The organism is Sphingopyxis sp. YF1, assembly GCF_022701295.1.
GTDB lineage: Bacteria > Pseudomonadota > Alphaproteobacteria > Sphingomonadales > Sphingomonadaceae > Sphingopyxis.
In genome coordinates this window covers 714,659-740,862 of sequence record NZ_CP033204.1, presented here as the reverse complement: position 1 = coordinate 740,862, position 26,204 = coordinate 714,659, and the positions used below count along the sequence as shown (strand labels likewise).

Genomic DNA, 26,204 nt, shown 5'->3' with positions numbered 1-26,204 from the left:
AGTGCCTCCCGCAGTGCCGTCGCGAACCGGCCGCGATGCGCAGTCTATCCGCGCCGGCCCAAAAAAACGTCTGTCGAAAGGCATTGGCGTCCGGATTGACTCGTTCCCATGCCCGGTTAATCAATCATCATGTCCGACGCGTCCTTCGATTTCGGTTCCCGAAAAAGAAAAATCAAAGACAACGGAGACGATTTCGAGGATTTCGTGTTCGAATGTCTCACGATTTCGGGGGAAATGCCCGGCCTGGAAAAGCGTTTGGCGCGCGGGCGCGACGGCGCGGTCGATCTGGCCGACCGTTTCAGCGATCCGGGCGAGCTCGCCATCGCCGAATGCAAATTCATCGGATCGGGGGGCTTCAGCCAGGCGAAGGCGCGTTGGAAAGAGGTCTTCAAGAATCTGAAGACCAACCTGCCGGCGCTGTCCGCTGCCCCGGCGACGCGGCAGGCGTCACCCTATCGCGCGTGGCTCGACCGCGACCGCCCGGTCGTCTGCTATCGCTTCTGCATCACCCTTTCCCTCTCCGACGCGGAAGTGCGGGAGCTCGAAAAGATAATCGCCGAGGACCTCGGCGAGCTGGTCGACGCCGGAGTCGACGAGCTTCGCCATCTGGCAGCCACCGCCGGCGCAATCCGCGTGCTGCGCTGGGACTGGTTCCACAGCGAACTCGAACGCCACCCCGCGCTCGCCTTTCGCTGGTTTCGCGGCCTGCCCAAGGGGATCGAACTCTTCGACGCAGCGCCGGGCGGCGAGACCAGCTTTCGCACCTTCCTCAACCAGGGGAGCCTGCGCTATTTTTCGCGCGACGAATATGCGGCTCAGCCGGGGGCGGCGCGCATCGAACGGCGCGAGGGCGACCTGATAGCCGACCTCGCCGGAAATACCGCCCACGGCCTGCTCATTTCTGGGCCCGGCGGGGTCGGCAAGACACGCCTCGCGCACGAACTGGCGAGCGGGCTGGGCAGCGCGGACCATGGCTTCGACATCTACCAACTCGGCCGGAGCGCCGACTATACCTCGCTCGAAACGCTCGCAGGCCGCTATTCGCAGCCGGCTTCGATCTTGCTGATGGCCGACTATGCCGAGGCGATCGCCAAGCTCGCCGATATCGCGGAGGCGGCCGAATATCTCGAAGCCGAGGCAGGACACCGAATCCGGATCATCGCGACCTGCCGTTCGAGCGCGACCAACCAGGTGCACGGAAGCCTCGCCGCACTCCGCCCGAAACAGGCCCACCTGGCATCCCCGCTCGGAGGCGAGGAGGGCTTCGCCCAATGGGTCACACAGTCAATCCTCGCACTCGAACGCTTTCCCGATGCCGACGCGCTCGAACGCGTCTGCCACGGCGTCCCCGTGCTCGCCGCCTTCGCCGTCTATCTGTTCCGCCGCCACCGCGCGGCATTCGACAGCCAATTCGGCGGCCTGCTGAACGCGGACGGTTTCGACGCGTGGATGCAGCAGCGCATCATCCTGCTGCTCGCCGGCGGCGGACAGGCGCAGCAGCAGACGCTGGCCCGTATCGGTCTCGCCCTCCCCTGCTCCCGTGCGGAACTCGACGAGTTGGCGGCGGGCGACACGAACCAGCTGTCACGGCTCCGCACCGACCGCTGGATCGAAGACGATGGCGCGCTCTGTTACGCCGCGCACGACGTGCTCGCCGACGCGCTCGTCGGGCGCTGGATCTTCGAGGCGCCGCACGCCGCCACCGATCGCGTCATCGACCTCCTCGACGAAGCCGCCGGCCGCGACGCGCTGCTGCCGGCACTGATCGCGCTCGAACGCCAGGCGCAGGATCCGCGGTTCGAGGCGCTGTGCGGCGGGACGATCGCGGCAACACTCCACGCCCGCCATGCGGCGCAGGCGCCTCAATGGGCAGGCATCCTGCTCGACGGCCGCCTCCTCGATTTCGACGAGAAGCTGGCACTGCTCCAGATCGACGACTTGATCCGCCCCATCGTCGAGGCAAGCAGGGCGCTTGACGTCCAGCTCTGCCGCCTCGCGGGGGAAGCCGCCGCCTCGCGGCAAACAGCGGCGACCAATGCGCAGACCGAAGCGCTCGCCGACTTGCTCGAGCTTGCATGGCAAGCGGGGCAGTTTTCAAACTTGGTGCTCAGACGTGCTTATGCGTTGGATCCCGGCCGCTTCCGCGATCGCGCCGTTCGAAACGTCGACGAATTTCCGCGGTCCGAAACCACGCACTACATGTTGACCCAATTGCTGCGATCGGGCGAACCACCCGACGATTTGCGCCAGCAGGTCAGCAATTGGCTGACAGGCAACAGCACGGTTTTGCGCGCCAGCTTCGTCTATGCAGCCTGGCTGAACGCCCAGGGCGATGCCAATCTCGTGAGGCAGGGTGCGCTTGCCTGGATCGACAAGTACGGGACCCGGCTGGACGCCCAATTTCTCTATGCCGCCTGGCTGAATGCCGGGGAAGATCCCGGCGTCGTGCGGCCCTACGTCCTGGCCTGGATGGAGGAATATAGCACGCTGCCGGAAATGCGTTTCGCGTGCACGGCTTGGCTGGACGCTGGCGGAGCAACCGATGACATACGCGACATCGTGCGATCATGGGTCGCGCTATACGGGACGCTGCTGGATTCGAGTTTTGTATTTCGAAGCTGGCTGAACGCCGGGGGCGATGTTGATGCGATACGCGACGATGCGCTGGCATGGCTCGATGCGCATGGCGACCAACCGGAAGCGCGATTCCTCTACACCGCCTGGCTCAACAGCGGAAACGACGTCGATGCGGTGCGCGACAAAGCCCTGGCATGGATAGCGCAACATGGCGCTTCCGCCGAAGCCAGCTACATGTATCCGGCTTGGTTCCATGCCACCGGCGAACTCGACGCGCTCCGGGATGGAACGCTCGCCTGGATCGCCGCCCATGTGAACCTGCCCGAAGCGAGTTACGTCTATAAGGCGTGGCTGGACGCCGGAGGTGACATCGCCCCGCTTCGCGAAGCGATAGACGCCTGGATTGCGGAGCATGGCACGCTGGTCGAGGCCAGCTTCATCCTTGCCGCATGGCTGGACGCTAGCGGAGACACTGCTGCTCTTCGGGACAAAATAATGGCCTGGATTGCCATCCACGGCATACGGCCCGAGGCACAACATGTGTATGCGGCCTGGCTGAACGCCGCAGGTGACTTCGACCTTGTCCGTGAGGACATCGAACGCTGGATCGGTGAACATCATGAACACGCCGATGCCCAACTCATATTTGCCAGCTGGCTGAAAGCCGGGGGAGAAGTCGACATAGTCCGCGAGAAGATCCGGGACTGGATTACGCGGCATGGATCGCACCGGGAGGCCGATTTTCTCTATCGCGCGTGGCTCGAAACGGGCGGTGACTATGATTTTGTCGAAACAGGACTGATCCGATGGGTCGAAAAATGGGGAAAAACCCACGATTTCGTGTTTCTCAGTAAAACCCTTTCAAAACGGATCGACCTTCCGGAATCTCTGGCCCTCGCGATAGCCCGCTGGTGCGCAGCCTTCCCGACCGACGGTGATGCCTTGTATCGCCTGACCTCCCTCCTCCTACCCTATGGAAAATCGACCACACCCTTGGGCATGTCCGAACTCGTCCGGTGCGTGCAGCAAGTCATCATGGTTCGGACGATTCCGACCCCGATGGATCGCGCCCAGCTCTGGTCGATATGCCTGTCGCTCGGCGGCCCCCAGCAGTATAATATTGATCCGTTCGGCATCATGCGCGTCATTGCGGCTATCATCGGCTCGGGCACCGTGTTCGCCCCGGGGCTGCAGCCGATGAGCATGCCCGCCTTGCGATACACTCACGGCCATATCGCCTTGCTGGTATTATATGGGCTGCGTCAGGGGGAACTGAGCCTCGATGACGACCATTCGGCGCTGTCGAATTTCGTCGCTTGGCTGAAATCCGATGCTCCTACGCTGCAAGAAACCCAAATCCTCCTTCGCCGGCTCGACGCCGAATTTCCCAGTCCGCTCTGGCGCTGATCGACCGGGGCGATGAGAGGGGGTGCCAAAGCCCCTCGCCGCTCGCTATAGCGTCTCCATGACCCGCCTCACCGTCACCGAAAGCGCGACGCTCGAACGCGCCGCCGACGCCCCGATGCTCGCGCAGGTCGAGCGCTGGGCGGCGGTGAACAGCGGCACCGGCAACCTTGCGGGACTCAAAACGGTCGCGGCCATGCTTGCCGACGCCTTTGCCGTGCTGCCCGGCACCATCCGCCTCGTCACGCCCGATCCGGTCGAAAGCGTCGATGCCGCGGGCACCATCCGGACCACACAGCGCGGCGACCATCTGCACCTTCGCGTGCGCCCGGAGGCGCCGGTGCAGTTGCTGCTCACCGGACATATGGACACGGTGTTCGCCGCCGACCATCCGTTCCAGACGCTCAAATGGCTGGAGCCCGGCTTGCTCAACGGCCCCGGCACCGCCGACATGAAGGCGGGGATTTCGGTGATCCTTGCAGCGCTCACCGCGCTCGAGGCTTCGCCGCTCGCCGAGCGCATCGGCTATGACGTGATGATCAACAGCGACGAGGAGACGGGCAGCCATGCCTCCGCCGCGCTGATCGCCGAACTCGCGCGGGGCAAAACCGCTGCGCTGACCTACGAACCCGCGCTGCCCGACGGCACGCTCGCGGGCGCGCGGCCGGGCAGCGGCAACTTCAGCGTCCTTATCCACGGCCGTTCGGCGCACGCCGGGCGCAACCCCGAGGAGGGGCGCAACGCCCTTGTCGCGGCCGCCGACCTCGCGGTCCGACTGAACGCACTCAAATCGTTGGAATTAAAGGTTAATCCTGCAAAAATCGACGGCGGCGGACCGAATAATGTCGTGCCCGACCAGGCCATCCTGCGCGTCAACATGCGCCCGATGACCCCCGCCGCCATGGTCGCCGCCGAAGCCACGCTGCGCGACACTATCGCCAACATCCAGCGCGACCATGACGTCCACTGCCACCTCCACGGCGGTTTCAACCGCCCGCCCAAGCCGCTCGACGCCGCCGCGACGCGCCTCTTCGAACTGGTGCGCGACTGCGGCGCCGCGCTCGGCCTGCCGCCGATCGGCTGGCACGCGACCGGCGGCGTGTGCGACGGTAACAATATCGCCGCGTGCGGCATTCCGGTGGTCGATACGATGGGACCGCGCGGCGGCGCCATCCACTCTTCGGACGAATTCCTGATCGTCGACAGCCTCGCCGAACGCGCGATGCTGTCGGCGCTCACCATGATGAGAATAGCGGAACGGGGGACTGTGTGAATTATGTGATCCGGGCGGCGAAGCCGGGCGATCTGCAGAGCATTTACGAGATGGCGAAGCTGACGGGAGGCGGTTTCACCAACCTGCCCCCCGACAAGAAGGCGCTGCGTGCCAAGCTCGAACGCGCCGAGGCGGGTTTCGCGAGCGATAAGGAATATCCGTCGGACGAACTCTACCTGATGGTGCTCGAGGATCTCGACAGCGGCGAAGTACGCGGCACCTGCCAGATCTTCGGGCAGGTCGGCCAGCGCTGGCCCTTCTATTCCTACCGCATCGGCACCGACAGCAAGCATAGCGAGCAGTTGAACCGTACTTTCCACGCGCAGGTGCTGATGCTCAGCAACGACCTCAACGGCGCGAGCGAGGTCGGCGGGCTGTTCCTGCATCCCGCAGCGCGCGCCGGCGGGCTCGGGCTGCTGCTCGCGCGCTCGCGCTACCTGTTCATCGCGTGCCACCGCGCGCGCTTCGGCGACCGCATCCTCGCCGAATTGCGCGGCGTGATCGACGAGGCGGGCGGATCGCCCTTCTGGGACGGGGTCGCGGGCAAATTCTTCGGGATGAATTTCCAGGAAGCCGACCAGTTCAACGCGGTCCACGGCAACCAGTTCATCGCCGACCTGATGCCCAAGCACCCGGTCTACATCGCGATGCTGAACGAACATGCGCGCAGCGTGATCGGCGTCCCCCACCCCACCGGCCGCGCCGCGATGCGGATGCTGGAGAATGAGGGCTTCGCCTTCGAAAATTATGTCGACATCTTCGACGGCGGCCCGACGATGACCGCACGCACCGACCAGGTCGCGAGCATCCGCAACGCCAAACATGTCGAGATGATGGGGATCGCCGAAGGCGGCGAGGATGCGCTCATCGCAACCGGACGCCTCGCCGACTTCCGCTGCTGTTTCGGCAAGGTCGACAGCGACGGGACGATCGATGCCGACACGGCGCGCATCCTGGGCGTCGGCAAGGGCGATACGATCAGCTGGATCGGGCGATAGGCGATGCTCACCGAGATTAATTTCGACGGCATCATCGGCCCCAGCCACAATTATGCAGGCCTCAGCCGCGGCAATATTGCCTCGGCAAGCCACGCGGGCGACGTATCGCAGCCGCGCGCTGCGGCGCTGCAGGGCATCGACAAGATGCGCCACAATCTCGCTCTCGGCCTGCCGCAGGGCTTTTTCGTGCCGCTCGACCGCCCCGACGCGCCATGGCTCGCCACGCTGGGAACGACGCCCGAGGCGGCCGAACCGCATCTCCGCGCACAAGCATGGTCGGCCTCGTCGATGTGGGCGGCGAACGCCGCGACCGTATCGCCTGCTCCCGACAGCGCCGACGGAAAATGCCACCTGACCGTCGCCAACCTCGTCACCATGCCGCACCGCAGCCACGAATGGCCGGGCACGCTCGCGCAGCTACGCCTTGCCTTCGCGAACCCGGCCTTTGCGGTCCACGCCCCGATCCCCGCACCCTTCGGCGACGAGGGCGCGGCGAATCACATGCGGCTGTGCAGCGGGCACGGCGCGCCGGGGGTGGAGATTTTCGTTTACGGCGTCGGCGGCGGCCGCTTTCCGGCGCGCCAGCATCTCGACGCATCGAAGGCGATCGCGCGCCATCACCGGCTCGATCCGTGGCGTACGCTCTTCATCCGCCAATCGGACAGCGCGATCCAGGGCGGCGCTTTTCACAACGACGTCGTGGCGGTCGCGAACGAGCATGTGCTGTTCACCCACGAAACCGCGTTCGAGGATCGCGAGGCCGCACACGCCAAAATTCGCGCCGCCTTTCCGGCAGTCGAGATCGTCGAGGTTCCCGCCGATGCGGTCAGCCTGCCCGATGCGATCAAATCCTATCTGTTCAACGCCCAGCTCGTCAGCCTGCCCGACGGCGGCGGCATGGGGCTGGTCGTACCGACCGAGGCGCGCGAGACGCCCGCGGTATGGAACTGGCTCGAAGCACATGTCGCTGGAAACGGTCCGATCCGCCGGCTGCTGCCCGTCGACGTCCGCCAGTCGATGGCGAACGGCGGCGGTCCGGCCTGCCTGCGGCTGCGCGTCGTCGCCGACCCGGCGACGGTCGACCCGCGTTTCATCGCCGATGCCGACAAGCTCGACCGGATTTCGGAGGTGGTGACCCGGCATTGGCCCGAAGCGATTGCATCGGCCGATCTCGCTTCGCCCGCGCTGGTCGCCGACGTGCGGCGCGCCCGGACGGCGCTGCTCGAAATGCTCGATCTCGCCGCGCTGAATTGAGCAGCGTTCGGGACGGCGAAGCGCCGATTGACTGACGCGCGGCAAAGATACAGGCTGGCGGCAATCCGGCAAAAGGGGGCCGGCAAAAAAGGGGGGAGCACGCGATGCGGAAACTGGCGATACTGGGGGCAAGCCTGCTGATCCTTCAGGCGCAGCCTGGCGCGGCGCAGGAGACGCCTGCCACAGCGACCGACGCACCAGCCATGTCGGCGTCGGCGGCAGGCAGTGCGCGCACCGCCCCCGAGCGGCGCTTCACCGGTGCCGACCTGTTCGATCTGTCGATCGCCGCCGATCCGCAGATCAGCCCCGACGGTCGCCGCATTGCCTATGTCCGCCGCGCCAACGACATCATGTCCGACCGCGCGGTCAGTTCGATCTGGCTGATCGACACCCAGACCGGCGCCGAAGTCCCGCTCGCCGGAACCAACGGCAGCGCCTTTTCCCCGCGCTGGTCGCCCGACGGCAAGCGCCTCGCCTTTGCCTCGACCGAGGGCGGCAGCGCCCAGCTGTGGGTGCGCTGGATGGATGGCGGCGAGGCGGTGCGGCTGACCGGCCTGCCGACCAGCCCGTCGAGCCTCGCCTGGTCGCCCGACGGCCGTTCGATCGCCTACACGATGCTCGTCAAGGATGAAGGTCTGACGCTCGGGAAGGCGCCCGCGAACAAGCCGGAAGGCGCCAAATGGGCCGAGCCGCTCGAAATGTACGACCTGCTCACCTATCGCGCCGATGGCGAGGGTTATGTCGAACCCGGGTTCGAAAAGATCTTCGTCGTGCCCGCCACAGGCGGGGCGCCGCGTCAGCTGACCTTCGGCCGCTATCATGACGGCGGACCGCTCAGCTGGTCGCGCGACGGGCGCACACTCTATTTCGGCGCCAATCGCAAGCCCGACTGGGAAACCGATCGTGTCGAGAGCGAAATCCACGCGCTCGACATCGCCAGCGGTACGGTCACCGCGCTCACCGACCGCAATGGCCCCGACGCCAATCCGCTGGTGTCACCCGACGGGCAGACGATCGCGTGGCTTGGCTTCGACGACGCGCGCCGCGCCTACGAGAACAACAATCTCTATGTGATGAACCGCGACGGATCGGGACGACGCAACCTGACCGAAAACTGGGATTATGGCGTCGACGCCATCCAGTGGGCGGCCGACGGGCGCAGCCTCTACGCCCAATATGACGATCGGGGCGAAACGAAAGTCGCGCGCATCGGCCTCGACGGATCGGTGCGCATGGCCGTGAGCGGCCTGTCGGGCGGCGGGCTCGACCGGCCGTACACCGGCGGCAGCTTCACCGTCGCCGATACCGGCGCGATCGCTTTCACTGGCGGCACCGCGATACGTCCGGCCGAAGTACAGGTCGTGCAGGGCGGCAAGACGCGCATGCTCACCGATCTCAACCGGTCGCTGCGCGAGGTGAAGACGCTCGGCGAGGTGCGCAAGATCACGACACCGTCGAGTCACGACGGCAAGGAGATCGAAGGCTGGCTGACGTTGCCGCCGGGTTATCGCGAGGGACAGCGCGTGCCGCTGATCCTCGAGATTCACGGTGGGCCCTTTGCCGCCTATGGGCCGCATTTCGCGACGGACAACCAGCTATACGCCGCTGCGGGCTATGCGGTACTGTCGGCGAATCCGCGCGGATCGACCAGCTACGGCGAAGCCTTCGCCAACGAGATCGACAAGGCCTATCCGGGCAATGACTATTTCGACCTGATCAGCATCGTCGATCGCGCGATCGCGCTGGGTATCGCCGATCCCGACGCGCTGTTCGTCACCGGTGGATCGGGCGGCGGCGTGCTGACGAGCTGGATCGTCGGCAAGACCGACCGTTTCAAGGCCGCCGTGACGCAAAAACCGGTGATCAACTGGACGACACAGGCGCTCACCGCCGATGGTCCCGGCTTCTTCGGTCCCTATTGGCTCGGCGCCGAGCCGTGGGAAAAACCCGAGCTTTTCTGGGCACGCTCGCCACTGTCGCTGGTCGGCAATGTGAAGACCCCGACGCTGGTCGTCGTCGGCAGCGAGGATTACCGCACCCCGGTGAGCGAAGCCGAGCAATATTATACCGCACTGCGGCTGCGCGGCGTCCCGACCGCGCTGGTCAAGGTGCCCGGCGCGAGCCACGGCGGCATCGCCGCGCGCCCGTCGCAATCGGCGGCAAAGGCATCGGCGATCCTCGCCTGGTTCGAGAAATACCGCAAGGGATGGACTCCGCCCGCCGACTGAGCCGCGCCACTTGCTTTTCGGGGTCGGACGCGGAAAATGACGGCGTTTTCAGCCGGGGGGCTTTTCAATGCACGACGATCTGGTCGACCGGATCTATGAATGCTCGGTGGTGCCCGAGGCGTGGCCCGCGGTGCTCGACGATGTCGCGGCGCTCGCGGGATCGACCGGCGGTCTCCTCTTCTCGGCGCGCCGGGCGCTGAACTGGACCGCCTCCGAACGTGTCGCCGACGTCTTCGCCGACTATGTCAACGACGGCTGGTTCGGCAAGTGCAGCCGGCGCACCTGCCTGATGAGCCACGAAGACCCTGCCTTCTTCGTCGAACATGATTTCTGGAGCGACGAGCAGATCGACGCCGACCCGGTCTATCGCGACTTCTTCCGCCCGCGCGGGCTCGGCTGGTCGGCGGGAACCGGCCTGACGGTCCCGACGGGCGACAATATCGTGTTCAGCGTCGAACGCGCCTTTGCCGCCGGCCCCGTCGATCGCGCGAGCGTCGCGCGGCTCAATGCGCTGCGTCCGCATCTGGCGCGCAGCGCGCTGGTCAGCGCGCGGCTGCAACTGAGGCGCGCCGCCGGCGCGACCGAGGCGCTGACCGCCCTGCAGCTGCCCGCCTTCCTGCTCCGCGAGTCGGGCGAGGTCGCCGAAGCGAGCCCGCTCGCCCGGACCTTGCCTGAGCAGGCGCTGTGGGGCGCGAAGGGGCGACTGCACCTGACCGACAGGATCGCCGACAAGGCGCTGGCCGACGCACTCGCAATGCTCGCCGGCGGAGGCGAGGACAGTGTCCGCTCCTTCCCCGTGCGCGATGCCGACGGCCAGCCGGCGTCGGTCGCGCACGTCATTCCGGTGCGGCGAAGCGCGCACGATGTGTTCGGCGACAATTTCGCGCTGCTGCTGCTGATCCCCGTCGCGACGGAGCGCACCCCCTCGGCGACGCTGATGAAATCGTTGTTCGACCTCACCCCGTCCGAGGCACGCGTGGCGCGCGGTATCGCCGCTGGCGACACGCCCGAAACGATCGCCGCAGCCGGCGACGTCGCGATCAGCACGGTACGCACCCAGCTTCGACGCGTGCTCGAAAAGACCGGCTGCGCGCGGCAGGCCGACCTTGCGGCCCTGCTGGCGCGGATCGGCGCAACGGCACCCGATTGAACCGCATCTTTGTCGAACGATCCTCCATATGGAGGATGCGCCCGGTGCTAGCGCGGCGTCTATAGGCTGCAACTGCCGGCCCTTCTGCGACCCTGGGCTGTCGGCCAGCGGCGCTTCCGCCTTGTGCGGGGGCGCCGCTTTCCTGCGCGCGGGCGCCTTGCCCCTTCCCCTGCCTGTCGGATTAACTTACAGTTTACCATAAGTGCGACGGCTCGAATCCCCGTTTTGCGCCACTGGCACAGCTCTTGCTGGAGCAATGGTGATGCTGAAGAAAATCGGACGCCTGTTCGTCATCAAGACCCGTTTCGAGGCCTGCCTGATCATCTATGCGCTCGCCGTCGGCGCGATCGCGCGCGGCATGACCTATATCGACCAATATCCCGGCTGGGGCGGCAAGCTGCTGCTCGTCGCGTGCAGCGGCTCGGTTTTTCTCGCAGGCGCAAAGATTTTCGACTGCCTTCGCTACGAACAGGCCGAACGGGCGGCAGCCGAACCGGCGCATTGATCCCGCCGGACTTTCGCCGGTCACCGACTTGTGCCAAGACCGGGCCGATGAGCAAGATCAGCGGTCGGCCAACCCTCAGCATGCAGCACGTCTATGGCATGCATCTGCGCGTCGCCCGCTGGCGCGAAGGCGCTCCCGGTACGCCGCTCCTTTTTCTCAATGGTATCGGTGCCGACATTGCAGCCGCAGCGCCGCTGCTGGCGCAGGTGGCGGGACGCGAGGTCTGGACACTCGACATGCCCGGGGTCGGCGGGTCGCCCGATGCGCTGCTGCCCTATGGCGCGCCGACGATGGCGGCGATCCTGATCGAGATCGCCGACCGGTTCGGCCACGCCCGCATCGACCTCGCGGGGTTCAGCTGGGGCGGCGCGCTGGCGCAACAGGTCGCGGTCCAGTTTCCCGCCCGGATACGCCGGCTGGTGCTGATGGCGACGACGCCGACCGTCGCGGCGCCGGGAATCGGCTGGGCGGCGCTGCTCGACGACGACATGCTGGCAAGCGGGCTCAAGCTGCCGACCGCGACGCCGCTCGGCCTCGCCTATCAGACGATGGCGATGGCGGGCTGGACGAGCGCGGCGATGCTGCCCAACCTCAAGAACATCCCGACGCTGGTGCTGATGGGCGAACGCGACGGCGTCGTTCCCGCCTGCCACGGCGAAACGATCGCGCAGTTGATCGACGGAGCCCGGATCGAAGTGGTTCCGGGATCGCACCTCTTCCCCTTCACCCACGCCGCGACGGTCGCGGCGCGGATCAGCGCGTTTCTGGACCAGCCGGCGGCAGAACAAGCCGCCGCTTGAGGAAATCGGCAACCGCCGCGGCGGTCGCGTCGGGCGCCTCTTCCATCGGCAGATGGCCGATGCCGTCGAGGATCAGCACGTCCGACCCCGCGATCCGTTCGTGAAAGGTCTGCGCCGCGGTCGCGTTGACCAGCCGGTCCTGCCGACCGAACAGAATCAGCGTCGGCGCGCGTATCTCGCCGACGCGCGCCGCCATCGCGGGTTCGCGGTCCATCCGCGCGCGCAGCACCGTCGCTTCGCGATTGCCCGGAAAGCGGAGCAGTTCCCAGTAGCGATCGATCATCGGTTCATCGACGATCGCCTGTTTTTCGACCGACCCGCGCAGCGACTGTTCGACCAGCGCCCGCGGAGTGATCCGCGTCGCGAGCCAGCGCCCGAAGCGATATTCGAGTATGCGAAAACCGATGTTCGATTCGGGCCGCTTTTCCCCTGCACGCAGCGGCATCCCGGCCGCATCGAACAGGAGCAGTGCATCGACGCGATCCGGATGATCGACGGCGTAACGCCACGCCACCCAGCCGCCCATCGAATTGCCACCCAGGACAAAATGATCGAGGCCGAGTTTCGCCGCGACGACATCGACCGCCGCCATCATGCCGTCCGCCGAATAATCCTTGTCGGGCGTGCCGCCGGTCAGGCCGTGCCCCGGCAGGTCGAGCGTGACGATGCGATATTCGCCGCCGAGGCGCTTCACCAGCGGTTCCCAGGTGTGAAGGCTGGCGTTCGATCCGTGGAGCAGGATCAGCGCCGGCGCGTCGCGCCGGCCCTGATCGCGATAGTGGATGCGCTGCCCCGCGGGGCCGGCCGCAAAGCTGGCGTCGGGACCGCCATATTTGGCAATCATCGCGTCGCGGTCGGTGTCCGGCGTACGCAGGGCGAGGAAGGAAAGGAGGAGCGCAACCAGCAGGAAGAGCGGCACGAGCACCCGCTTGCGCCGCAGCATCGGGCGCCGCGGTGGCGGCGCTTCGAAATCCTCATCGTCGATCATCTTGCCTCCCCGGACCCGGGCGCAACCCTAGCGCCCGGGCCGGAGGCGTCAACCGACGCGCTTGACCGCACCCTTGTGCGCACCGACCTTGCCGCCGCGCGGGCGGAAGCGGCGCTTGCGCTGCGGCTGACCATCGGCCCCCGCCGCGCCGGCACCTTCGCGGCGCGGACCACGATCACCGCGCGGCTGCCCGTTGCCACGATTGCCCTCACCGCGTCCGGCCAGCGCATCGTCGCGCTGGCGCTGCGGGTTGCGGCCCCTGCTGCCCGTATCGCGCGGCGGCTGCACCGGCTTGGGCAGGTTGCGGACCATTTCGTTGAACCCCTCCGGCAGCGGCATCGGTTCGGATTTGGTCCGCGTGACGCGCTCGACGTCGCGCAGATAGGTACGCTCGTCGGGGGCGACAAAGCTGATCGCGATGCCCTCGGCGCCGGCGCGCGCAGTGCGGCCGATGCGGTGGACATATTGTTCGGGGACGTTCGGGATTTCGAAGTTGATCACATGGCTGACCCCCGAAACGTCGATGCCGCGCGCCGCGATGTCGGTCGCGACGAGCAGGCGCACCTGCCCCGAGCGGAAGGCCTGGAGCGCGGTGGTGCGCTGCGCCTGGCTCTTGTTGCCATGGATCGCGAAGGCTTCGATGCCCGCACCCTTCAGGTGGCGCACGACGCGGTCGGCGCCATGCTTGGTCCGGGTAAAGATCAGCGCGCGGTCGATGTCCGACGTCTTGATGACGTGATGGAGCAGCGCCTGCTTTTCCTTCTGCTCGACGAAGGTCGAGAATTGGCGGATCTTTTCGGCGGTGGTCGCCTGCGGCGTCACCGACACGGTCACCGGATCCTCAAGGAACTGTTCGGCGAGGTGCGCGATTTCCTTCGGCATCGTCGCCGAGAAGAAGAGGTTCTGGCGGCGCGACGGCAGCAGCTTGGCGATGCGGCGCAGCGAGTGGATGAAGCCCATGTCCATCATCTGGTCGGCTTCGTCGAGGACGAAGATTTCGACATCGTCGAGGCGCAGCGCACGCTGGTCGATCAGGTCGAGCAGGCGGCCCGGGGTGGCGACGAGGATTTCGACGCCCTGCGCAAGGTCGCGGATCTGCTTGTTGATCGGCACGCCGCCGAAGACGGTCGAGACGCGCAGCTTGGTGAAGCGGCCGTAATCGCGGCAGCTCTGCGCAATCTGCGCGGCGAGTTCGCGCGTCGGCGCGAGCACGAGCATGCGGCAGCTGCGCGGGTTGGTCTTGTGCGGATAGGTGATCAGGTGATGGATCGAGGGCAGCGAAAAGCCCGCGGTCTTGCCGGTACCGGTCTGCGCGATGCCGCACAGGTCGCGGCCCTTCATCAGCGGCGGGATCGCCTGCTGCTGGATCGGGGTCGGCTGGGTATAATCCTTGGCGGCAAGCGCGCGGTTGATGTCGGCGTGCAGGCCAAAGTCGTTGAAAGTCGTCATATTCTACTCACAATGGGCGACGCGCACAGCGCCCGTTCGCATCGAACGGACGGCGCACGGCCGCGGGTTCGAAACGACCCGCGTGAAAGGGTGCCTCTGGGGACAAAGCGCCGGTCCGGCTCGTCCCGCGCCTGAAATCGGGCGGGAAAATCACGCTGCCGGTGGTTGCGGCGGGAAAGCCCGCCATGCTGCGCTGCACCATCATATGGCAGAGCCAGCGCAATTTTGCAACCCGTCAGCGCAACAGAATATAGGCACCCACGGCGATCACCAGCGTGGCAAAACCAAAACGAAGCCATGTCACGCGCCGCTCGATACGGCGCAGGATCGGCATGGCGAGCATCGTCCCCACTGCCCCGCCGGCGACGAGCGCGAGAAACAGCGGCCAGAGCAGTTGCCCGTGGAGCGCATAGGTCGTGCTCGTCGCACTGCCGAACAGTGCCACCGAAACGAGCGACGAAGCCGAGGCATTGGCGAGCGTCATGCCCGTCGCCGCCATCAGCCCCGGTGCGATCAGAAAACCGCCACCGATGCCGAAAAAACCCGCCGCCAGCCCGGCGACGAACCCGACCGGCGCCAGCTTCCATATCATCGGCGCGGTCAGCCGAACCGCAGGATCGCCCTCACTCTTGCGCGGCACGAGCATCGACAGCGCGATGGCGATCATCGCACCGCCAAAGGCGCGGATCAGCATGTCGCCGTCGACCTGCATCGCCAGTCGTGCGCCGAGAACGGACCCCGCCAGCCCGGCAACCGCAAAAAGGCTGGCGCACGGCCATTTGACCCGCCCGGCGCGGGCCTGGGCCGCAAGTCCAGTCGCCGCATTGACCGCGACGGCCGCGGCCGAGGTCGCGATGGCGGCATGCGTATCGGACACCCCGACCACATAGAGTAGCCACGGCGTCGCGAGCACCGATCCGCCGCCGCCGAACAGCGTCAGCAACAACCCGATCAGCACACCGCCGAGCGCAGCGAGAGCAAGGCTTTCGATCATGTCAAACGGCCGGACGGCGGTTCCAGGGGGCGTGCAGCAACAGCCGCGCCATACCGCAAAAGCCCGTCACGCCGGCAAAGACCAGACCGGCGCCGACAGCCGCCGCCAGACCGAACCAGATGGGCGCGACGATCCAGCCGAGCAGTACGCCCAGCAGAATGAGCGTGCCCGCCGCGATCTGGACCTGCCGCATCAGTTCGATCGGCGCCTTCCTGTCGCGCACGACGGGCAGCCCGGCGCGCAGCCAGGCGTCGAGGCCGCCTTCCAGAACAAACGCGTCGCCGGAAACGCGCGCCGCCAGGCGATCGCACGCCCCCGCGGTCCGCGCACCCGAGCGGCACATGAACACCGGCTGGCGCCCCGACGCGGGGTCGAACGGCGCCCTATCCCATCCCGACAGGGGAAGGCTGATCGCATCGGCGATATGCACACGCGCGAACTCGTCGCGCTCGCGAACATCGACGATCCGATAATGGCCGGCGGCCAGTCCCGCCTGGAGATCGGCGGGATGAAGGGGCGTCAGACGGGTCATTGGGGCGTTCCTTTCGGGCTTTTCGGGGGAGGGCAGAATATTCCGGCGAGCGTCGCGATGACCTGCATCGCCGCAGGGTCCGACACGCGATAGAAAACCGATTGTCCCTCGCGCCGGGTCGCAACGACATCTTCGTCGCGAAGGAGCGCGAGATGCTGCGACAGCGCCGATTGCGACAGACCGACGCGCGGCAGCAGCGCACCTACCGACAATTCGCCGTCGGCGAGCTGGCACAGGATCATCAGTCGCCGCTCGTTGGCGAGCGAACGGAGCAGGGCGGCGGCGCGCGAGGCGCTCGCCTCGAACTCCGCAAGGTCGAATTGGGTGAGGTCGATCATGGCGTGAATATATTAGTTGATTCTAATTTAGCAAGTACTAATATAAAGACAAAGGAGAGACCGCATGTCCGATTCCCCTGCCCCGTCCCGCCCCGATGTTTCGGGCTTCTTCGATCCCGTCACCAACACGATCAGCTATATCGTTGCCGATCCCGCCAGCGGGGTCGCCGCGATCATCGACCCGGTGCTCGATTTCAGCCAGCGCGACGGTCGCACCTCGACCGCCAGCGCCGACCGCCTGCTCGATGCAGTCGCCGCGCGCGGGCTCACTCTCGCCTATGTGCTCGAAACCCACGCCCATGCCGACCACCTGACCGCGGCGCACCATATCCATGCGCGTTCCGGCGCCCCGATCGTCATCGGCCGCCACATCAGCGACGTGCAGCGGATTTTCGCGCCGCTATTCGCCGCCGACGACGTCGTGCCCGACGGCCGCGATTTCACCCGGCTGGTCGACGACGGCGACACGCTGCCGCTGGGCACCCTCGACATCCGGGTGTTGCACACCCCCGGCCACACCCCCGCGTGCGTGACCTATCTGATCGGCGACGCCGCCTTCGTCGGCGACACGCTGTTCCAGCCCGACTATGGCACAGCACGCGCCGATTTCCCGGGCGGCGACGCGCGGACGCTCTATCGATCGATCCGCAAGATCCTGGCCCTGCCCGGCGAAACGCGGCTGTTTACCTGTCACGACTATCCGGGCGGGGACCGCAGCGATCCCGTCTGGGAAACGACGGTTGCGGATCAGCGACGCGCGAACGTCCATGTTCACGACGGTGTCGACGAGGCCGATTTTGTCGCGATGCGGACCGCGCGCGATCGGACGCTGGCGGCCCCCCAACTGATCCTGCCGTCGCTGCAGGTCAATATCCGCGCCGGCGCCCTGCCGCCTGCCGAAGCCAATGGGCGACGCTACCTCAAGATACCCCTCGACACGATCTGACCCGGTTGCGCGACCATCGCGCTTGAGTCGCCAGCTCCGCTCGCCCAAGATGCCGGGACAAAGGGAGAGCGGAATGGCCGAACAGATCATCGTCATCGACGAAGGGACCACATCGACCCGGACGATGCTCTTCGCCGCCGACGGCACCCCGCTCGGCAGCGCGCAACGCGAGTTTCGCCAGCATTACCCGGGCCCCGGACTGGTCGAGCATGACGCCGCCGAAATCTGGGACGCAACGCTCGCCTGCACGCGCGCGATGATCGACAAGGCAGGCGGTGCAGACCGGATCGCCGCGATCGGCATCACCAACCAGCGCGAAACCGTGGTGTTCTGGGACCGCACGACGGGCGAGCCGCTGGCCCCCGCGATCGTCTGGCAGGACCGGCGCACCGCCGACGATTGCGCGGCGCTGAAGGCAGCGGGGCACGAGGCAGCCGTGCAGGCGAAGAGCGGGCTGCTGCTCGATCCCTATTTTTCGGGAAGCAAGATCGGCTGGGCGCTTAAGAACTGGCCGCAGCTAAAGGATGCGGGCGATCGGCTCGCGGTCGGAACGATCGAATCCTATCTGGTCTTCCGCCTGACCGGCGGCATCCATATCAGCGATGCGACCAACGCGTCGCGCACGCTGCTGATGGATATCAACGGTGCGGGCGGTTGGGACGCGGGACTGTGCGACCTGTTCGACGTGCCCATGTCGCTGCTGCCCGAAATCACCGGCTGCACCACCACCGTCGGCACGACCGATCCCGCGCTGTTCGGCGGCGCGATCGCGATCTGCGGCATGGCGGGCGACCAGCAGGCGGCGACGATCGGCCAGAATTGCCTCGCGCCCGGCCAGACCAAGGCGACCTTCGGCACCGGAGCGTTCATCCTGTCGGCCAGCGGTTCCACGCGCCCGCATTCGGCCAACCGGCTGCTCGCGACGGTGCTCGCGCAGGAAGACGACAGACGCAGCTATGCGCTCGAAGGATCGGTGTTCGTCGCGGGGAGCCTGATCAAGTGGCTGCGCGACGGGCTCGGGCTGCTCGCCAGTGCGGGCGAGAGCGAAGGGCTGGCGCGTTCGGTGGCCGACAATGGCGGCGCCTATCTGGTCCCCGCGCTCGCCGGCCTCGGCGCACCACACTGGCGCCCCGATGCGCGCGCGGCGCTGTCGGGACTGAATTTTGCGACGACCAAGGCGCATGTCGCGCGCGCTGCGCTCGAGGCGCAGGCCTATCAGGCGCACGACCTCAAATCGGCGTTCGCGGCCGATGGGGTCGACTGGGCGGAGCTGCGCATCGACGGCGGCATGGCGGCGAACGACTGGATGGCGCAGGATCTGGCCGACGTGCTGAACCTGACCGTCGAACGCCCCGGTTTCGTCGAAAGCACCGCGCTCGGCGCGGCGATGCTCGCGGCGACGGGCGCTGGCCTCTATCCCGACCTCGCAACCGCCGCCAGCACGATGCGCGGCACCGCGACGCGCTTCACGCCGGCGCTCGGCGCCGAACGACGCGCGGCACGCCTTGCCGGATGGCAGGACGCGCTGGCAAAGATCGTCGGCTGAAAAGGTTCAGGCGGCGCGGCGAACCGCGATGAACTGGTCGTTCTGGATCAGCAGCGTCCAGTGCGTTTCAGGGAAGACATACTCGAGCTTCGCCAGCACTTCGGACTTTCGCGGCCAGCCGCCCTCGACCCCGAACAGCCGGAAATCGTCGACCACGACACCCACGACATTGTCGATCGACGCCGCGATGTGATCGAGCTCCTTGAGCACCGGTTCGGGTTCGTCGCCGTGCCCCGTCTCGCCGCCGCTGAAATGTCCGTCGAGAAACAACAGGCAGTTGCGGGTGCGCGAAACGATCTGCGGCAACAGGTCGGCGCCATCGCCGAGCAGAATCTGGACGTTCGATCGGCTGGCGCAGCGTTTCGACGCGATCGCATGGAGCGCCGGGTCGATTTCGATCGACACCACCTGGTCGAAGTGGCGCGACAGCCTCTTGGTCGTCACGCCCTTGTACGAGCCAACCTCGATCGCGGTGGTCGCGCCCGACAGGCGCTGGGCCACCGCGAGGTTGCGCAGCTTGGTCAGCGAATGCGGCACATAGGGCCGCTGCGTCAGGCGCGCCCAGCTGTCGAGCGCGAAGCCCGCCAACGGTTCGAGGAAGGTCTTGGCCTCGTTCATCGCGTCCCCCTCATCCGGACGGTTGCGTCAAATTCGGCCATTACCCCGATCAGCGCTTGAGGGTCAGACCACCGAAGCGCTTGTTGAACTTCGCAACCTGACCGCCCGCGTCGAGCATGCGGCCGGTGCCGCCGGTCCACGCCGGGTGCGCGGTGGGGTCGATTTCGAGCGTCATCACGTCGCCCTCTTTGCCCCAGGTCGAGCGCGTCTGATATTCGGTGCCGTCGGTCATCTTGACGGTGATCATGTGATAGTCGGGGTGGATGTCTTTTTTCATCTGTCTGCTCCTGTGCCGCTGGTTTCCGACCAGCCGCGTGAGTCCTGCGCCCAGGGGCGCGAAGCCGCGTCCCCTAATGGGCGCCGGCCGGTTTGGCAAGGGGCTGGACTCAGTCGCCCGGCGGATCGGCGATCATCGCGGTGAACTGGCATTCGGCCGCCAGCGCGCCGTTCAGCATCGCCTTGCCCTCGAACTTGCAGATGTTGCGCTTGGCCTGGACGATCGCGACGTGAAGGTCGAGCAGGCAGCCGGGTTCGACCGGCTTTCTGAACTTCACCCCATCGATCGCCATGAAATAGACGAGCTTGCCGGTGCCCGCGAGGCCGAGCGATTCGATCGCCAGCACGCCGCCGGCCTGCGCCAGCGCCTCGACGATGAGAACGCCGGGCATGATCGGCCGGCCGGGGAAATGCCCCTGAAAAAAGGGCTCATTGATCGTCACTGCCTTGACCGCGTGGATCGAGGTGTCCTTCACCATCGATTCCACCCGGTCGACGAGCAGCATTGGATAACGATGCGGCAACAGCGTCAGGATCCGGCGGATATCCACCGGACCCATGGCGCCGTCCGTATTTTCCCCGTCGGCCATGATCGTTTAGCGCGTCGTCGGGGCGCTGCCGGTGGGTGCCGGAGCAGCCGGAGCCGCGCCCTGCGCCGCACGCGCGGCGTTCTGGAGCAGCTGGCCCGGCTGATAGCCCTGCGGCACCGCGGTCGACACCGACGGGACGAGGCGGTTGAGTTCGGCCACCACGGCATCGGTGATGTCGGCGTTGTTCTCGCGCGCCAGCACCGCTTCGGGGTTGAGCAGCAGATCGACCTTCTTGGCCGTCATCGCGGCCTTGACCGCGTCGTTCAGGCGCAGCTGGATCTGTTCCTGCGCATAGGTCGCGGCGGTCGCATAGGGGCTTTCGATCTGCGCCAGTTCGCGCTGCGCGGCCTGCGACTTGTCCTGACGTTCCTTGCCCATCGTCTGCAGTGTGGTCTGGTTCGGCGTCGCCTTGCTCGCCTCTTCGCGCATCTTCGCGGTCAGCACGTCGAGTTCGGCCTGCAGCGTGGTCGCACGGGCGTTATACTGGTCGATCTGCGCCTTGTAGGTTGTCTGGATCTGCTGGGCAGCCGTGGTCATGGCGCCCGAACGGCGGACCGCGCCTTCGAGATCGGCAACGGCGATACCGGTCCGCGACTGGGCGGCCGCCGGCGCGGCGAACATGGGCGAAACCGAAAGCGCGGCAACGGCCAGCGCCGAAGCGGTGAAAATTTTCTTCATTAGAATTGGGTTCCTACGTTGAATGAGAAGCGTTTGGTGTCATCGCCCTCTTCTTTGCGAAGGGCGTAAGCGAAGTCGATCCGGAAAGGACCGAAGGGGGAGTTCCAGTTGACCCCGGCGCCAATCGCGACGCGCGGCAGCCACGTGTCGCCGAAGAAGCGCTCCTCGAAGGGGTCGAGGCGAGAGAAACCCGAATCGCAGCGTGTATATTGAGTGCCCGTGGGCTGATTATTGCTGTCGAGTTCGCGGTTTGCGAATTGTGTCGTACCGGTGCTCGCATTGCGACACAGCGACTTGATCAGCCCGGAGCCCTCGACACCGGGTCGCGTATCCCGGAAATCCTCAAGAACCGTCAACGTCGGTCGCTTGACGCCAAAAACGGACCCGACATCAAGAAAAACCGACGGCCGCAAACCCAGTTCCTTTGCCCCGGTACCGAGCGGAATATCAACCTCAAGACGTCCCTGATAATATGCGCGGCCACCGAGTGCATCGTCGATCCGCGAATTGCGATTGTCGAGCGACGTGTCCAGAATAGGATTGGCCGGATCGGTCAGATCGACGTTGCCGTAGCGGATCACGCGCGGGCCGACGCCGCGGATGTCGAAGCCGCGCATCTGCGGCTCGCCGAGGAAGAAACGATCGGTCAGGCGAATCTTGTCGCTGGTCGGTGTCGGACGCCCACCGAACGGATAGATATAGCCGCCCTCGGCCGAGACGTTCAGGATGAAACGGCTGCCGAGATTGAAATGCTTGCTGGCCGATGCGCGCGTGCGCACATATTTGACGCTGCCGCCGAGGCCGGCAAAATCCTGGCTGAGCGAGAGCGACTGGCCGCGCGTCGGACGGATACGGTTGTCGCGGTCGTCATAAGCGATGGTGAAGCCGAGCAGCGAGGTCGTGCGCTTGCCAATTGCATCGCAGAGATAACGGCCGGCGATCAGCGGATCGCATTCGCCACCGAAATAATAGAGCGACTTGTCGAGCGAGACGTCGTCGAAGTTGAGGCTGTAGCGCCCGAACGCCGACAGATATTCGGTCAGCGGCACGCCGACGGTGATCTGTCCGCCCGTCGTCACCTGTTCGAACGTCGTACGGCGATCATTGTTGATGAAGTTGAACGAATTGAGGTCGCGGCGATAGATGCTGCCACCGATCGAGACATTCTTGTCGAACAGATAGGGTTCGGTGAAGCCGAGCTCGACCGACTTCGAATAGCTCGAATAATTGACCGACGCCTGGAGCTGCTGACCGAGGCCGCGGAAGTTGCGCTGACGCACCGAAGCCTGGAGCAGGAAATTCTCGATCGACGAGAAGCCCGCCGACAGCGACAATTCACCCGTCGGCTTTTCCTCGACATTGGTTTCGAGGATGATGCGATCGGGCGCACTGCCCTCCTTGCGGTCGATCGTCAGATTTTCCTGGAAATAGCCCAGGCTGTTGATGCGATTCTCGGTGCGCTTGACCCCGAAGCTGTTGAAGGCGTCGCCTTCGTTCAGGCGGAACTCGCGGCGGACGACCTTGTCCTGCGTCAGCGTGTTTCCGTTGACGTCGATGCGCTCGACATAAGTCCGCGGGCTTTCGGCGACGTTGAAGGTGATCGACATCGTCCGGTTTTCGGGGTCGCGCCGGAATTCGGGATTGATGTCGGCAAAGGCATAGCCGAACAATCCCGCGGTCTCGCTCAGGCTTTCGACCGTGTCCTCGACCAGCTTCGCATCGTACCAGTCGCCGTCCTTCATCGGAAGCAGCGCCTTGAGCGTCTCGGGCCGGAAGTCGCGCAATTCGCTTTCGACCTCGATCGGACCGAATTTGTATCGCTCGCCTTCCTCGACCACATAGGTGATGATGAAGTCCTGCTTGTTGCTCGTCAGTTCTGCGACCGCCGAAATGACGCGGAAGTCGGCATAGCCGTTCTGCAGGTAGAAAAGACGCAGCTTCTGCTGGTCATAAGCCAGACGGTCGGGATCGTAGCTGGTGTTCGACGACAGGATCGTCAGCAGCCCCGACTCCTTGGTCGCCATTTCGTCCTTGAGATCGCCGTCGCTGAACTTCTCGTTGCCGATGATGCTGATCTGACGGACCTTGGATTTCGGCCCCTCGTTGATCTCGAACACCACGTCGACGCGGTTCTGGTCGAGCGACACCATCTTGGGCTCGACGGTCGCGGCGAAGCGGCCCTGACGCTTGTAGAGCTCGATGATGCGCGCAACGTCGGCGCGCACTTTCGAGCGGGTGAATATCTGGCGCGGCGAGAGCTTGATCTCGGGCCGGATCTTGTCTTCCTTGAGGCGCTTGTTGCCCTCAAGGATCACGCGGTTGATCACCGGATTCTCGGTCACCTGGATCGTCAGCGCACCATTGTCGTCGCTGATCTGGAAATCCTTGAACAGCTCGGTCGCCGCCAGATCCTTGAGCGCCTGATCGAGCGTCGCGCGATCATAAGGCTGGCCGACGCGGAGGCGAAGGTAGGAAAGGATCGTCTGCGCTTCGAGCCGCTGGTTGCCGGTGACGGTGATCGAGCGCACCGTCGCCGCGACCGGTGCGGCCTCCGCCGCGGGCGCAGGAACCGCCGGAGCGGGCACCGCGGGCGGCGGCACGCCTTGCGCGAGCGCGGGGCCCGCGAGCATCGTTCCCGTCAGGAGAAGCGCCGCCAGCCGCGTCCGCGCCGAAAATTTGTGTGAAGCCACGCTGTTCATCCCGCAAAAATATCCAAAAGCGTCGACCCCGCATCCCGACGGGCCCGCGCGCACTCCTGCCCCAGTCCGCTTATCCAATCAAGCGCGCGATCCGGTCCCACGCCCCGATTGCGCCCAAATCGTTGAAAGTCACGACCAGCATCAAGGTGACGATCGCCGCGAAGCCGACCCGAAATGCCCATTCCTGCGCCTGTGGGGGTGCCGGCCGCCGCCGCACCGCTTCATAGGCGTAAAAGAGCAAATGGCCGCCATCGAGCATCGGCAATGGCAACAGGTTTATGAACCCCAGATTGATGGAAACGAGGGCGATCAGGAAGATCAGCGACACGACGCCCATCGCCGCCGCCTCGCCCGAAACCTTGGCGATCTTCACCGGGCCGCTCAGATCCTTGATCGAGCGGTTGCCGCTCAGCAACTGGCCGAGCACTTCGACGGTCTGGCGGACGATCTGCCCCGTCTGGCGTATGGCGACACCCGGCGCTTCGACCAGCGGCACCGGCTCGAAGACCGGCGCGCCCTGACCGATCCCGATCAGCGCGCGCTCGAAATCATTGCCGAAGGCGTCCTTTTCCTTGACCAGCCGCGGGGTCAGGCGAACCGCCTCGATCGCGCCGCCGCGCTCGAAACGGACCTCCATCGCCTCGCCCGGCCGGTGCGCAACCGCCATCGGGATATCGACGAACTTGTCGATCGCCCGCCCATCGATCGACAGGATATGGTCGCCCGGGCGCAGGCCGGCGGCGTCGGCGGCCGACCCTGCCTGCACCGTCCCGACCACCGCGGGGTTGGTTGCAACCCCGCCCAGCCACGCAAAACCGGCAAGGATCAGGATCGCGAACAGGAAATTGGTGACCGGCCCTGCAAGGACGATCAGCGCGCGCTTCCATACCGGCTGCGCGGGAAATGTGTGCGCCCGTTCGGCCTCAGGCAGCGCCTGCCAGTCGGCGTCGGGCTGGCTCACCGCATCGCGATCGCCGGCGAACTGGACATAACCGCCGAGCGGCAGCCAGCCGAGCTTCCATTCAGTCCCGCGCTTGTCGGTCCAGCCGAGGATCTTGCGCCCGAAACCGATCGAGAAGGTCTCGGCCTTCACCCCGCACCAGCGGCCGACGATATAATGGCCATATTCGTGCACGAAGACGAGCGGCCCGAGCACGAGCAGGAAGGCGAGGATCGTGAAAAGGAAGCCGGGGGATTCAAGCATGTTCGAGCTGGTCCACAAAATGCTGTGCAGCCGCGCGCGATGACGCATCGACGCTGAATATGTCGTGAAGCGACGCAGGCGGCGGCGGCGCGGCGACATCGAGCACGCGCTTCACCGTATCGACGATCGCGGGGAAGGAAATGCGCCCCGCCAGGAAGGCGGCAACGGCGACCTCGTTGGCGGCGTTGAGCTGCGCGGGGCGTGCGCCACCCTCGGCGATGGCCGCGCGGCACAGCGCGGTCGCAGGGAAACGGACTTCGTCGGGCGCCTCGAAATCGAGCCGCGCGATGCTCGCGAGGTCGAGCGGCGCGCAGGGCGTCGCCATGCGGTCGGGCCAGGCGAGCGCACTGGCGATCGGGATGCGCATGTCGGGCGAGCCGAGCTGCGCGAGCGTCGAGCAGTCGACATATTCGACGAGGCTGTGGATCACCGATTGCGGGTGGACGAGGATTTCGATGCGGTCGAGTCCGACGGGGAACAGGTGATGCGCCTCGATCAGTTCGAGCCCCTTGTTCATCATCGTCGCCGAATCGACGCTGATCTTGGCGCCCATCGACCAGTTGGGATGCGCCACCGCCTGCGCCGGGGTCACCTGCGCCATGTCGGCGGCACCCATCGTGCGGAAAGGTCCCCCGCTCGCGGTCAGGATGATGCGGCGAACCTGATCGATCCGACCGCCCGCAAGGCACTGGAAGATGGCATTATGTTCGCTGTCGACGGGCAGGATCGCCGCCCCCGAACGCTTCGCCGCGGCGGTCATCAGCGCCCCGGCCGAAACGAGCGATTCCTTGTTGGCGAGCGCGACCGGCGTGCCGGCTTCGAGCGCCGCCATCGTCGGGGCCAGCCCCGCGCAGCCGACGATCGCCGCCATGACCAGATCGGCGGGTCGCCGCGCGGCCTCGACCAGCGCATCGGCACCCGCCGCGGTTTCGATCCCGGTGCCGGCCAGCGCCGCCGCGAGGTCATGATAGCGCGCCTCGTCGGCGATCACCGCGAGGCCGGGACGAAATTCCTGTGCCAGCTTCGCCAGCACGGCGACGTCGCTGTTTGCGGTGAGCACATCCACCTGCCACGCCTCGCCGTCGCGGCGCACGAGATCGAGGGTCGATTGCCCGACCGATCCCGTGGCGCCGAACAGCGAGAGGCGGCGTGTCATC

At 66.1% G+C, this 26,204-nt stretch carries 22 protein-coding genes; 10 read left to right on the top strand and 12 right to left on the bottom strand.

All coding sequences use genetic code 11. From position 1 onward, the window contains the following. Positions 1–129 precede the first annotated feature (129 nt). The 8 genes from EAO27_RS03650 to EAO27_RS03615 all read left to right on the top strand — a co-directional run bounded on the left by EAO27_RS03650 (position 130) and on the right by EAO27_RS03615 (position 12,189). A complete protein-coding gene (locus EAO27_RS03650; RefSeq protein WP_242777207.1) occupies positions 130–3,984 on the top strand; it encodes a hypothetical protein in 3,855 nt (1,284 codons plus the stop codon). Between the two features lie 58 nt (positions 3,985–4,042). Further along, complete coding sequence (locus EAO27_RS03645) at positions 4,043–5,254, top strand: hydrolase (RefSeq protein ID WP_242777205.1); 1,212 nt, start codon at positions 4,043–4,045, stop codon at positions 5,252–5,254. Next, the gene (locus EAO27_RS03640) at positions 5,251–6,252 is read left to right on the top strand and encodes an arginine N-succinyltransferase (protein ID WP_242777203.1); all 1,002 of its coding nucleotides are present in this window, start codon (positions 5,251–5,253) and stop codon (positions 6,250–6,252) included. Before EAO27_RS03645 ends, EAO27_RS03640 begins: the two co-directional genes overlap by 4 nt. A gap of 3 nt (positions 6,253–6,255) precedes the next feature. Beyond that, positions 6,256–7,506 carry an N-succinylarginine dihydrolase gene (locus EAO27_RS03635; protein ID WP_242777201.1) on the top strand — a complete coding sequence of 417 codons (1,251 nt, stop codon included), beginning with the start codon at positions 6,256–6,258 and terminating at the stop codon, positions 7,504–7,506. A gap of 104 nt (positions 7,507–7,610) precedes the next feature. Beyond that, positions 7,611–9,734: a S9 family peptidase gene (locus tag EAO27_RS03630; protein ID WP_242777199.1), complete on the top strand. Its 2,124-nt coding sequence runs from the start codon at positions 7,611–7,613 to the stop codon at positions 9,732–9,734. 67 nt (positions 9,735–9,801) lie between these two features. After that, on the top strand, positions 9,802–10,884 hold the full coding sequence (locus EAO27_RS03625; protein WP_242777197.1) for a helix-turn-helix transcriptional regulator: 1,083 nt from the start codon (positions 9,802–9,804) through the stop codon (positions 10,882–10,884). A gap of 262 nt (positions 10,885–11,146) precedes the next feature. Further along, on the top strand, positions 11,147–11,389 hold the full coding sequence (locus EAO27_RS03620; protein ID WP_242777195.1) for a hypothetical protein: 243 nt from the start codon (positions 11,147–11,149) through the stop codon (positions 11,387–11,389). Between the two features lie 47 nt (positions 11,390–11,436). Continuing rightward, the gene (locus EAO27_RS03615; protein ID WP_242777193.1) at positions 11,437–12,189 is read left to right on the top strand and encodes an alpha/beta fold hydrolase; all 753 of its coding nucleotides are present in this window, start codon (positions 11,437–11,439) and stop codon (positions 12,187–12,189) included. Here the strand turns inward: EAO27_RS03615 and EAO27_RS03610 are convergent. The 5 genes from EAO27_RS03610 to EAO27_RS03590 form a co-directional block, all read right to left on the bottom strand. After that, on the bottom strand, positions 12,143–13,177 hold the full coding sequence (locus tag EAO27_RS03610) for an alpha/beta hydrolase (RefSeq protein ID WP_242777191.1): 1,035 nt from the start codon (positions 13,175–13,177) through the stop codon (positions 12,143–12,145). The two genes, EAO27_RS03615 and EAO27_RS03610, sit on opposite strands and share 47 nt — an antisense overlap. Before the next feature lie 48 nt (positions 13,178–13,225). Beyond that, positions 13,226–14,626 carry a DEAD/DEAH box helicase gene (locus EAO27_RS03605; protein WP_242777189.1) on the bottom strand — a complete coding sequence of 467 codons (1,401 nt, stop codon included), beginning with the start codon at positions 14,624–14,626 and terminating at the stop codon, positions 13,226–13,228. A gap of 235 nt (positions 14,627–14,861) precedes the next feature. Beyond that, entirely contained in the window at positions 14,862–15,620 is a 759-nt protein-coding gene (locus EAO27_RS03600; RefSeq protein ID WP_242777187.1) for a sulfite exporter TauE/SafE family protein, read from the bottom strand. A 1-nt stretch (position 15,621) separates the two neighbouring features. Then, complete coding sequence (locus EAO27_RS03595; RefSeq protein ID WP_242777185.1) at positions 15,622–16,152, bottom strand: rhodanese family protein; 531 nt, start codon at positions 16,150–16,152, stop codon at positions 15,622–15,624. Continuing rightward, positions 16,149–16,490, bottom strand: coding sequence for a metalloregulator ArsR/SmtB family transcription factor (locus EAO27_RS03590; RefSeq protein WP_242777183.1), 342 nt, complete (start codon positions 16,488–16,490; stop codon positions 16,149–16,151). The genes EAO27_RS03595 and EAO27_RS03590 overlap by 4 nt, the downstream gene beginning before the upstream one ends. A gap of 64 nt (positions 16,491–16,554) precedes the next feature. On the opposite strand from EAO27_RS03590, the gene EAO27_RS03585 reads away from it, so the two are divergent. After that, entirely contained in the window at positions 16,555–17,436 is an 882-nt protein-coding gene (locus EAO27_RS03585) for an MBL fold metallo-hydrolase (RefSeq protein WP_242777182.1), read from the top strand. A 73-nt stretch (positions 17,437–17,509) separates the two neighbouring features. Further along, a complete protein-coding gene (locus EAO27_RS03580; protein WP_242777180.1) occupies positions 17,510–18,982 on the top strand; it encodes a glycerol kinase in 1,473 nt (490 codons plus the stop codon). A 6-nt stretch (positions 18,983–18,988) separates the two neighbouring features. On the opposite strand, the gene EAO27_RS03575 is transcribed toward EAO27_RS03580, so the two are convergent. From EAO27_RS03575 to EAO27_RS03545, 7 genes are all read right to left on the bottom strand, one after another. Then, complete coding sequence (locus tag EAO27_RS03575) at positions 18,989–19,600, bottom strand: rRNA adenine N-6-methyltransferase family protein (protein WP_242777178.1); 612 nt, start codon at positions 19,598–19,600, stop codon at positions 18,989–18,991. Positions 19,601–19,649: 49 nt separating this feature from the next. Further along, on the bottom strand, positions 19,650–19,877 hold the full coding sequence (gene rpmE / locus EAO27_RS03570; protein WP_058457605.1) for a 50S ribosomal protein L31: 228 nt from the start codon (positions 19,875–19,877) through the stop codon (positions 19,650–19,652). Positions 19,878–19,986: 109 nt separating this feature from the next. Further along, a complete protein-coding gene (gene fabZ, locus EAO27_RS03565) occupies positions 19,987–20,466 on the bottom strand; it encodes a 3-hydroxyacyl-ACP dehydratase FabZ (RefSeq protein ID WP_242777176.1) in 480 nt (159 codons plus the stop codon). Between the two features lie 6 nt (positions 20,467–20,472). Beyond that, on the bottom strand, positions 20,473–21,144 hold the full coding sequence (locus EAO27_RS03560; RefSeq protein WP_242777174.1) for an OmpH family outer membrane protein: 672 nt from the start codon (positions 21,142–21,144) through the stop codon (positions 20,473–20,475). After that, positions 21,144–23,843 carry an outer membrane protein assembly factor BamA gene (gene bamA / locus EAO27_RS03555; protein WP_242777172.1) on the bottom strand — a complete coding sequence of 900 codons (2,700 nt, stop codon included), beginning with the start codon at positions 23,841–23,843 and terminating at the stop codon, positions 21,144–21,146. The genes EAO27_RS03560 and bamA overlap by 1 nt, the downstream gene beginning before the upstream one ends. A 70-nt stretch (positions 23,844–23,913) precedes the next feature. Beyond that, positions 23,914–25,047 (bottom strand): RIP metalloprotease RseP, encoded by a 1,134-nt coding sequence (gene rseP / locus EAO27_RS03550; RefSeq protein WP_242780420.1) that lies wholly within the window; start codon positions 25,045–25,047, stop codon positions 23,914–23,916. Continuing rightward, a complete protein-coding gene (locus EAO27_RS03545; protein WP_242777170.1) occupies positions 25,040–26,203 on the bottom strand; it encodes a 1-deoxy-D-xylulose-5-phosphate reductoisomerase in 1,164 nt (387 codons plus the stop codon). The genes rseP and EAO27_RS03545 overlap by 8 nt, the downstream gene beginning before the upstream one ends. Between the last annotated feature and the right edge of the window lies 1 nt (position 26,204).

Coding starts and splice junctions, on each gene's coding strand:
- EAO27_RS03585 (WP_242777182.1), top strand. CDS start 16,555: ATGTCCGATTCCCCTGCCCCGTCCCGCCCCGATGTTTCGGGCTTCTTC.
- EAO27_RS03645 (WP_242777205.1), top strand. CDS start 4,043: ATGACCCGCCTCACCGTCACCGAAAGCGCGACGCTCGAACGCGCCGCC.
- EAO27_RS03560 (WP_242777174.1), bottom strand. CDS start 21,144: ATGAAGAAAATTTTCACCGCTTCGGCGCTGGCCGTTGCCGCGCTTTCG.
- EAO27_RS03600 (WP_242777187.1), bottom strand. CDS start 15,620: ATGATCGAAAGCCTTGCTCTCGCTGCGCTCGGCGGTGTGCTGATCGGG.
- bamA (WP_242777172.1), bottom strand. CDS start 23,843: ATGAACAGCGTGGCTTCACACAAATTTTCGGCGCGGACGCGGCTGGCG.
- EAO27_RS03625 (WP_242777197.1), top strand. CDS start 9,802: ATGCACGACGATCTGGTCGACCGGATCTATGAATGCTCGGTGGTGCCC.
- EAO27_RS03615 (WP_242777193.1), top strand. CDS start 11,437: ATGAGCAAGATCAGCGGTCGGCCAACCCTCAGCATGCAGCACGTCTAT.
- EAO27_RS03620 (WP_242777195.1), top strand. CDS start 11,147: ATGCTGAAGAAAATCGGACGCCTGTTCGTCATCAAGACCCGTTTCGAG.
- EAO27_RS03630 (WP_242777199.1), top strand. CDS start 7,611: ATGCGGAAACTGGCGATACTGGGGGCAAGCCTGCTGATCCTTCAGGCG.
- EAO27_RS03650 (WP_242777207.1), top strand. CDS start 130: ATGTCCGACGCGTCCTTCGATTTCGGTTCCCGAAAAAGAAAAATCAAA.
- EAO27_RS03635 (WP_242777201.1), top strand. CDS start 6,256: ATGCTCACCGAGATTAATTTCGACGGCATCATCGGCCCCAGCCACAAT.
- rseP (WP_242780420.1), bottom strand. CDS start 25,047: ATGCTTGAATCCCCCGGCTTCCTTTTCACGATCCTCGCCTTCCTGCTC.
- EAO27_RS03545 (WP_242777170.1), bottom strand. CDS start 26,203: ATGACACGCCGCCTCTCGCTGTTCGGCGCCACGGGATCGGTCGGGCAA.
- EAO27_RS03580 (WP_242777180.1), top strand. CDS start 17,510: ATGGCCGAACAGATCATCGTCATCGACGAAGGGACCACATCGACCCGG.
- EAO27_RS03575 (WP_242777178.1), bottom strand. CDS start 19,600: ATGAACGAGGCCAAGACCTTCCTCGAACCGTTGGCGGGCTTCGCGCTC.
- rpmE (WP_058457605.1), bottom strand. CDS start 19,877: ATGAAAAAAGACATCCACCCCGACTATCACATGATCACCGTCAAGATG.
- fabZ (WP_242777176.1), bottom strand. CDS start 20,466: ATGGCCGACGGGGAAAATACGGACGGCGCCATGGGTCCGGTGGATATC.
- EAO27_RS03605 (WP_242777189.1), bottom strand. CDS start 14,626: ATGACGACTTTCAACGACTTTGGCCTGCACGCCGACATCAACCGCGCG.
- EAO27_RS03595 (WP_242777185.1), bottom strand. CDS start 16,152: ATGACCCGTCTGACGCCCCTTCATCCCGCCGATCTCCAGGCGGGACTG.
- EAO27_RS03610 (WP_242777191.1), bottom strand. CDS start 13,177: ATGATCGACGATGAGGATTTCGAAGCGCCGCCACCGCGGCGCCCGATG.
- EAO27_RS03590 (WP_242777183.1), bottom strand. CDS start 16,490: ATGATCGACCTCACCCAATTCGACCTTGCGGAGTTCGAGGCGAGCGCC.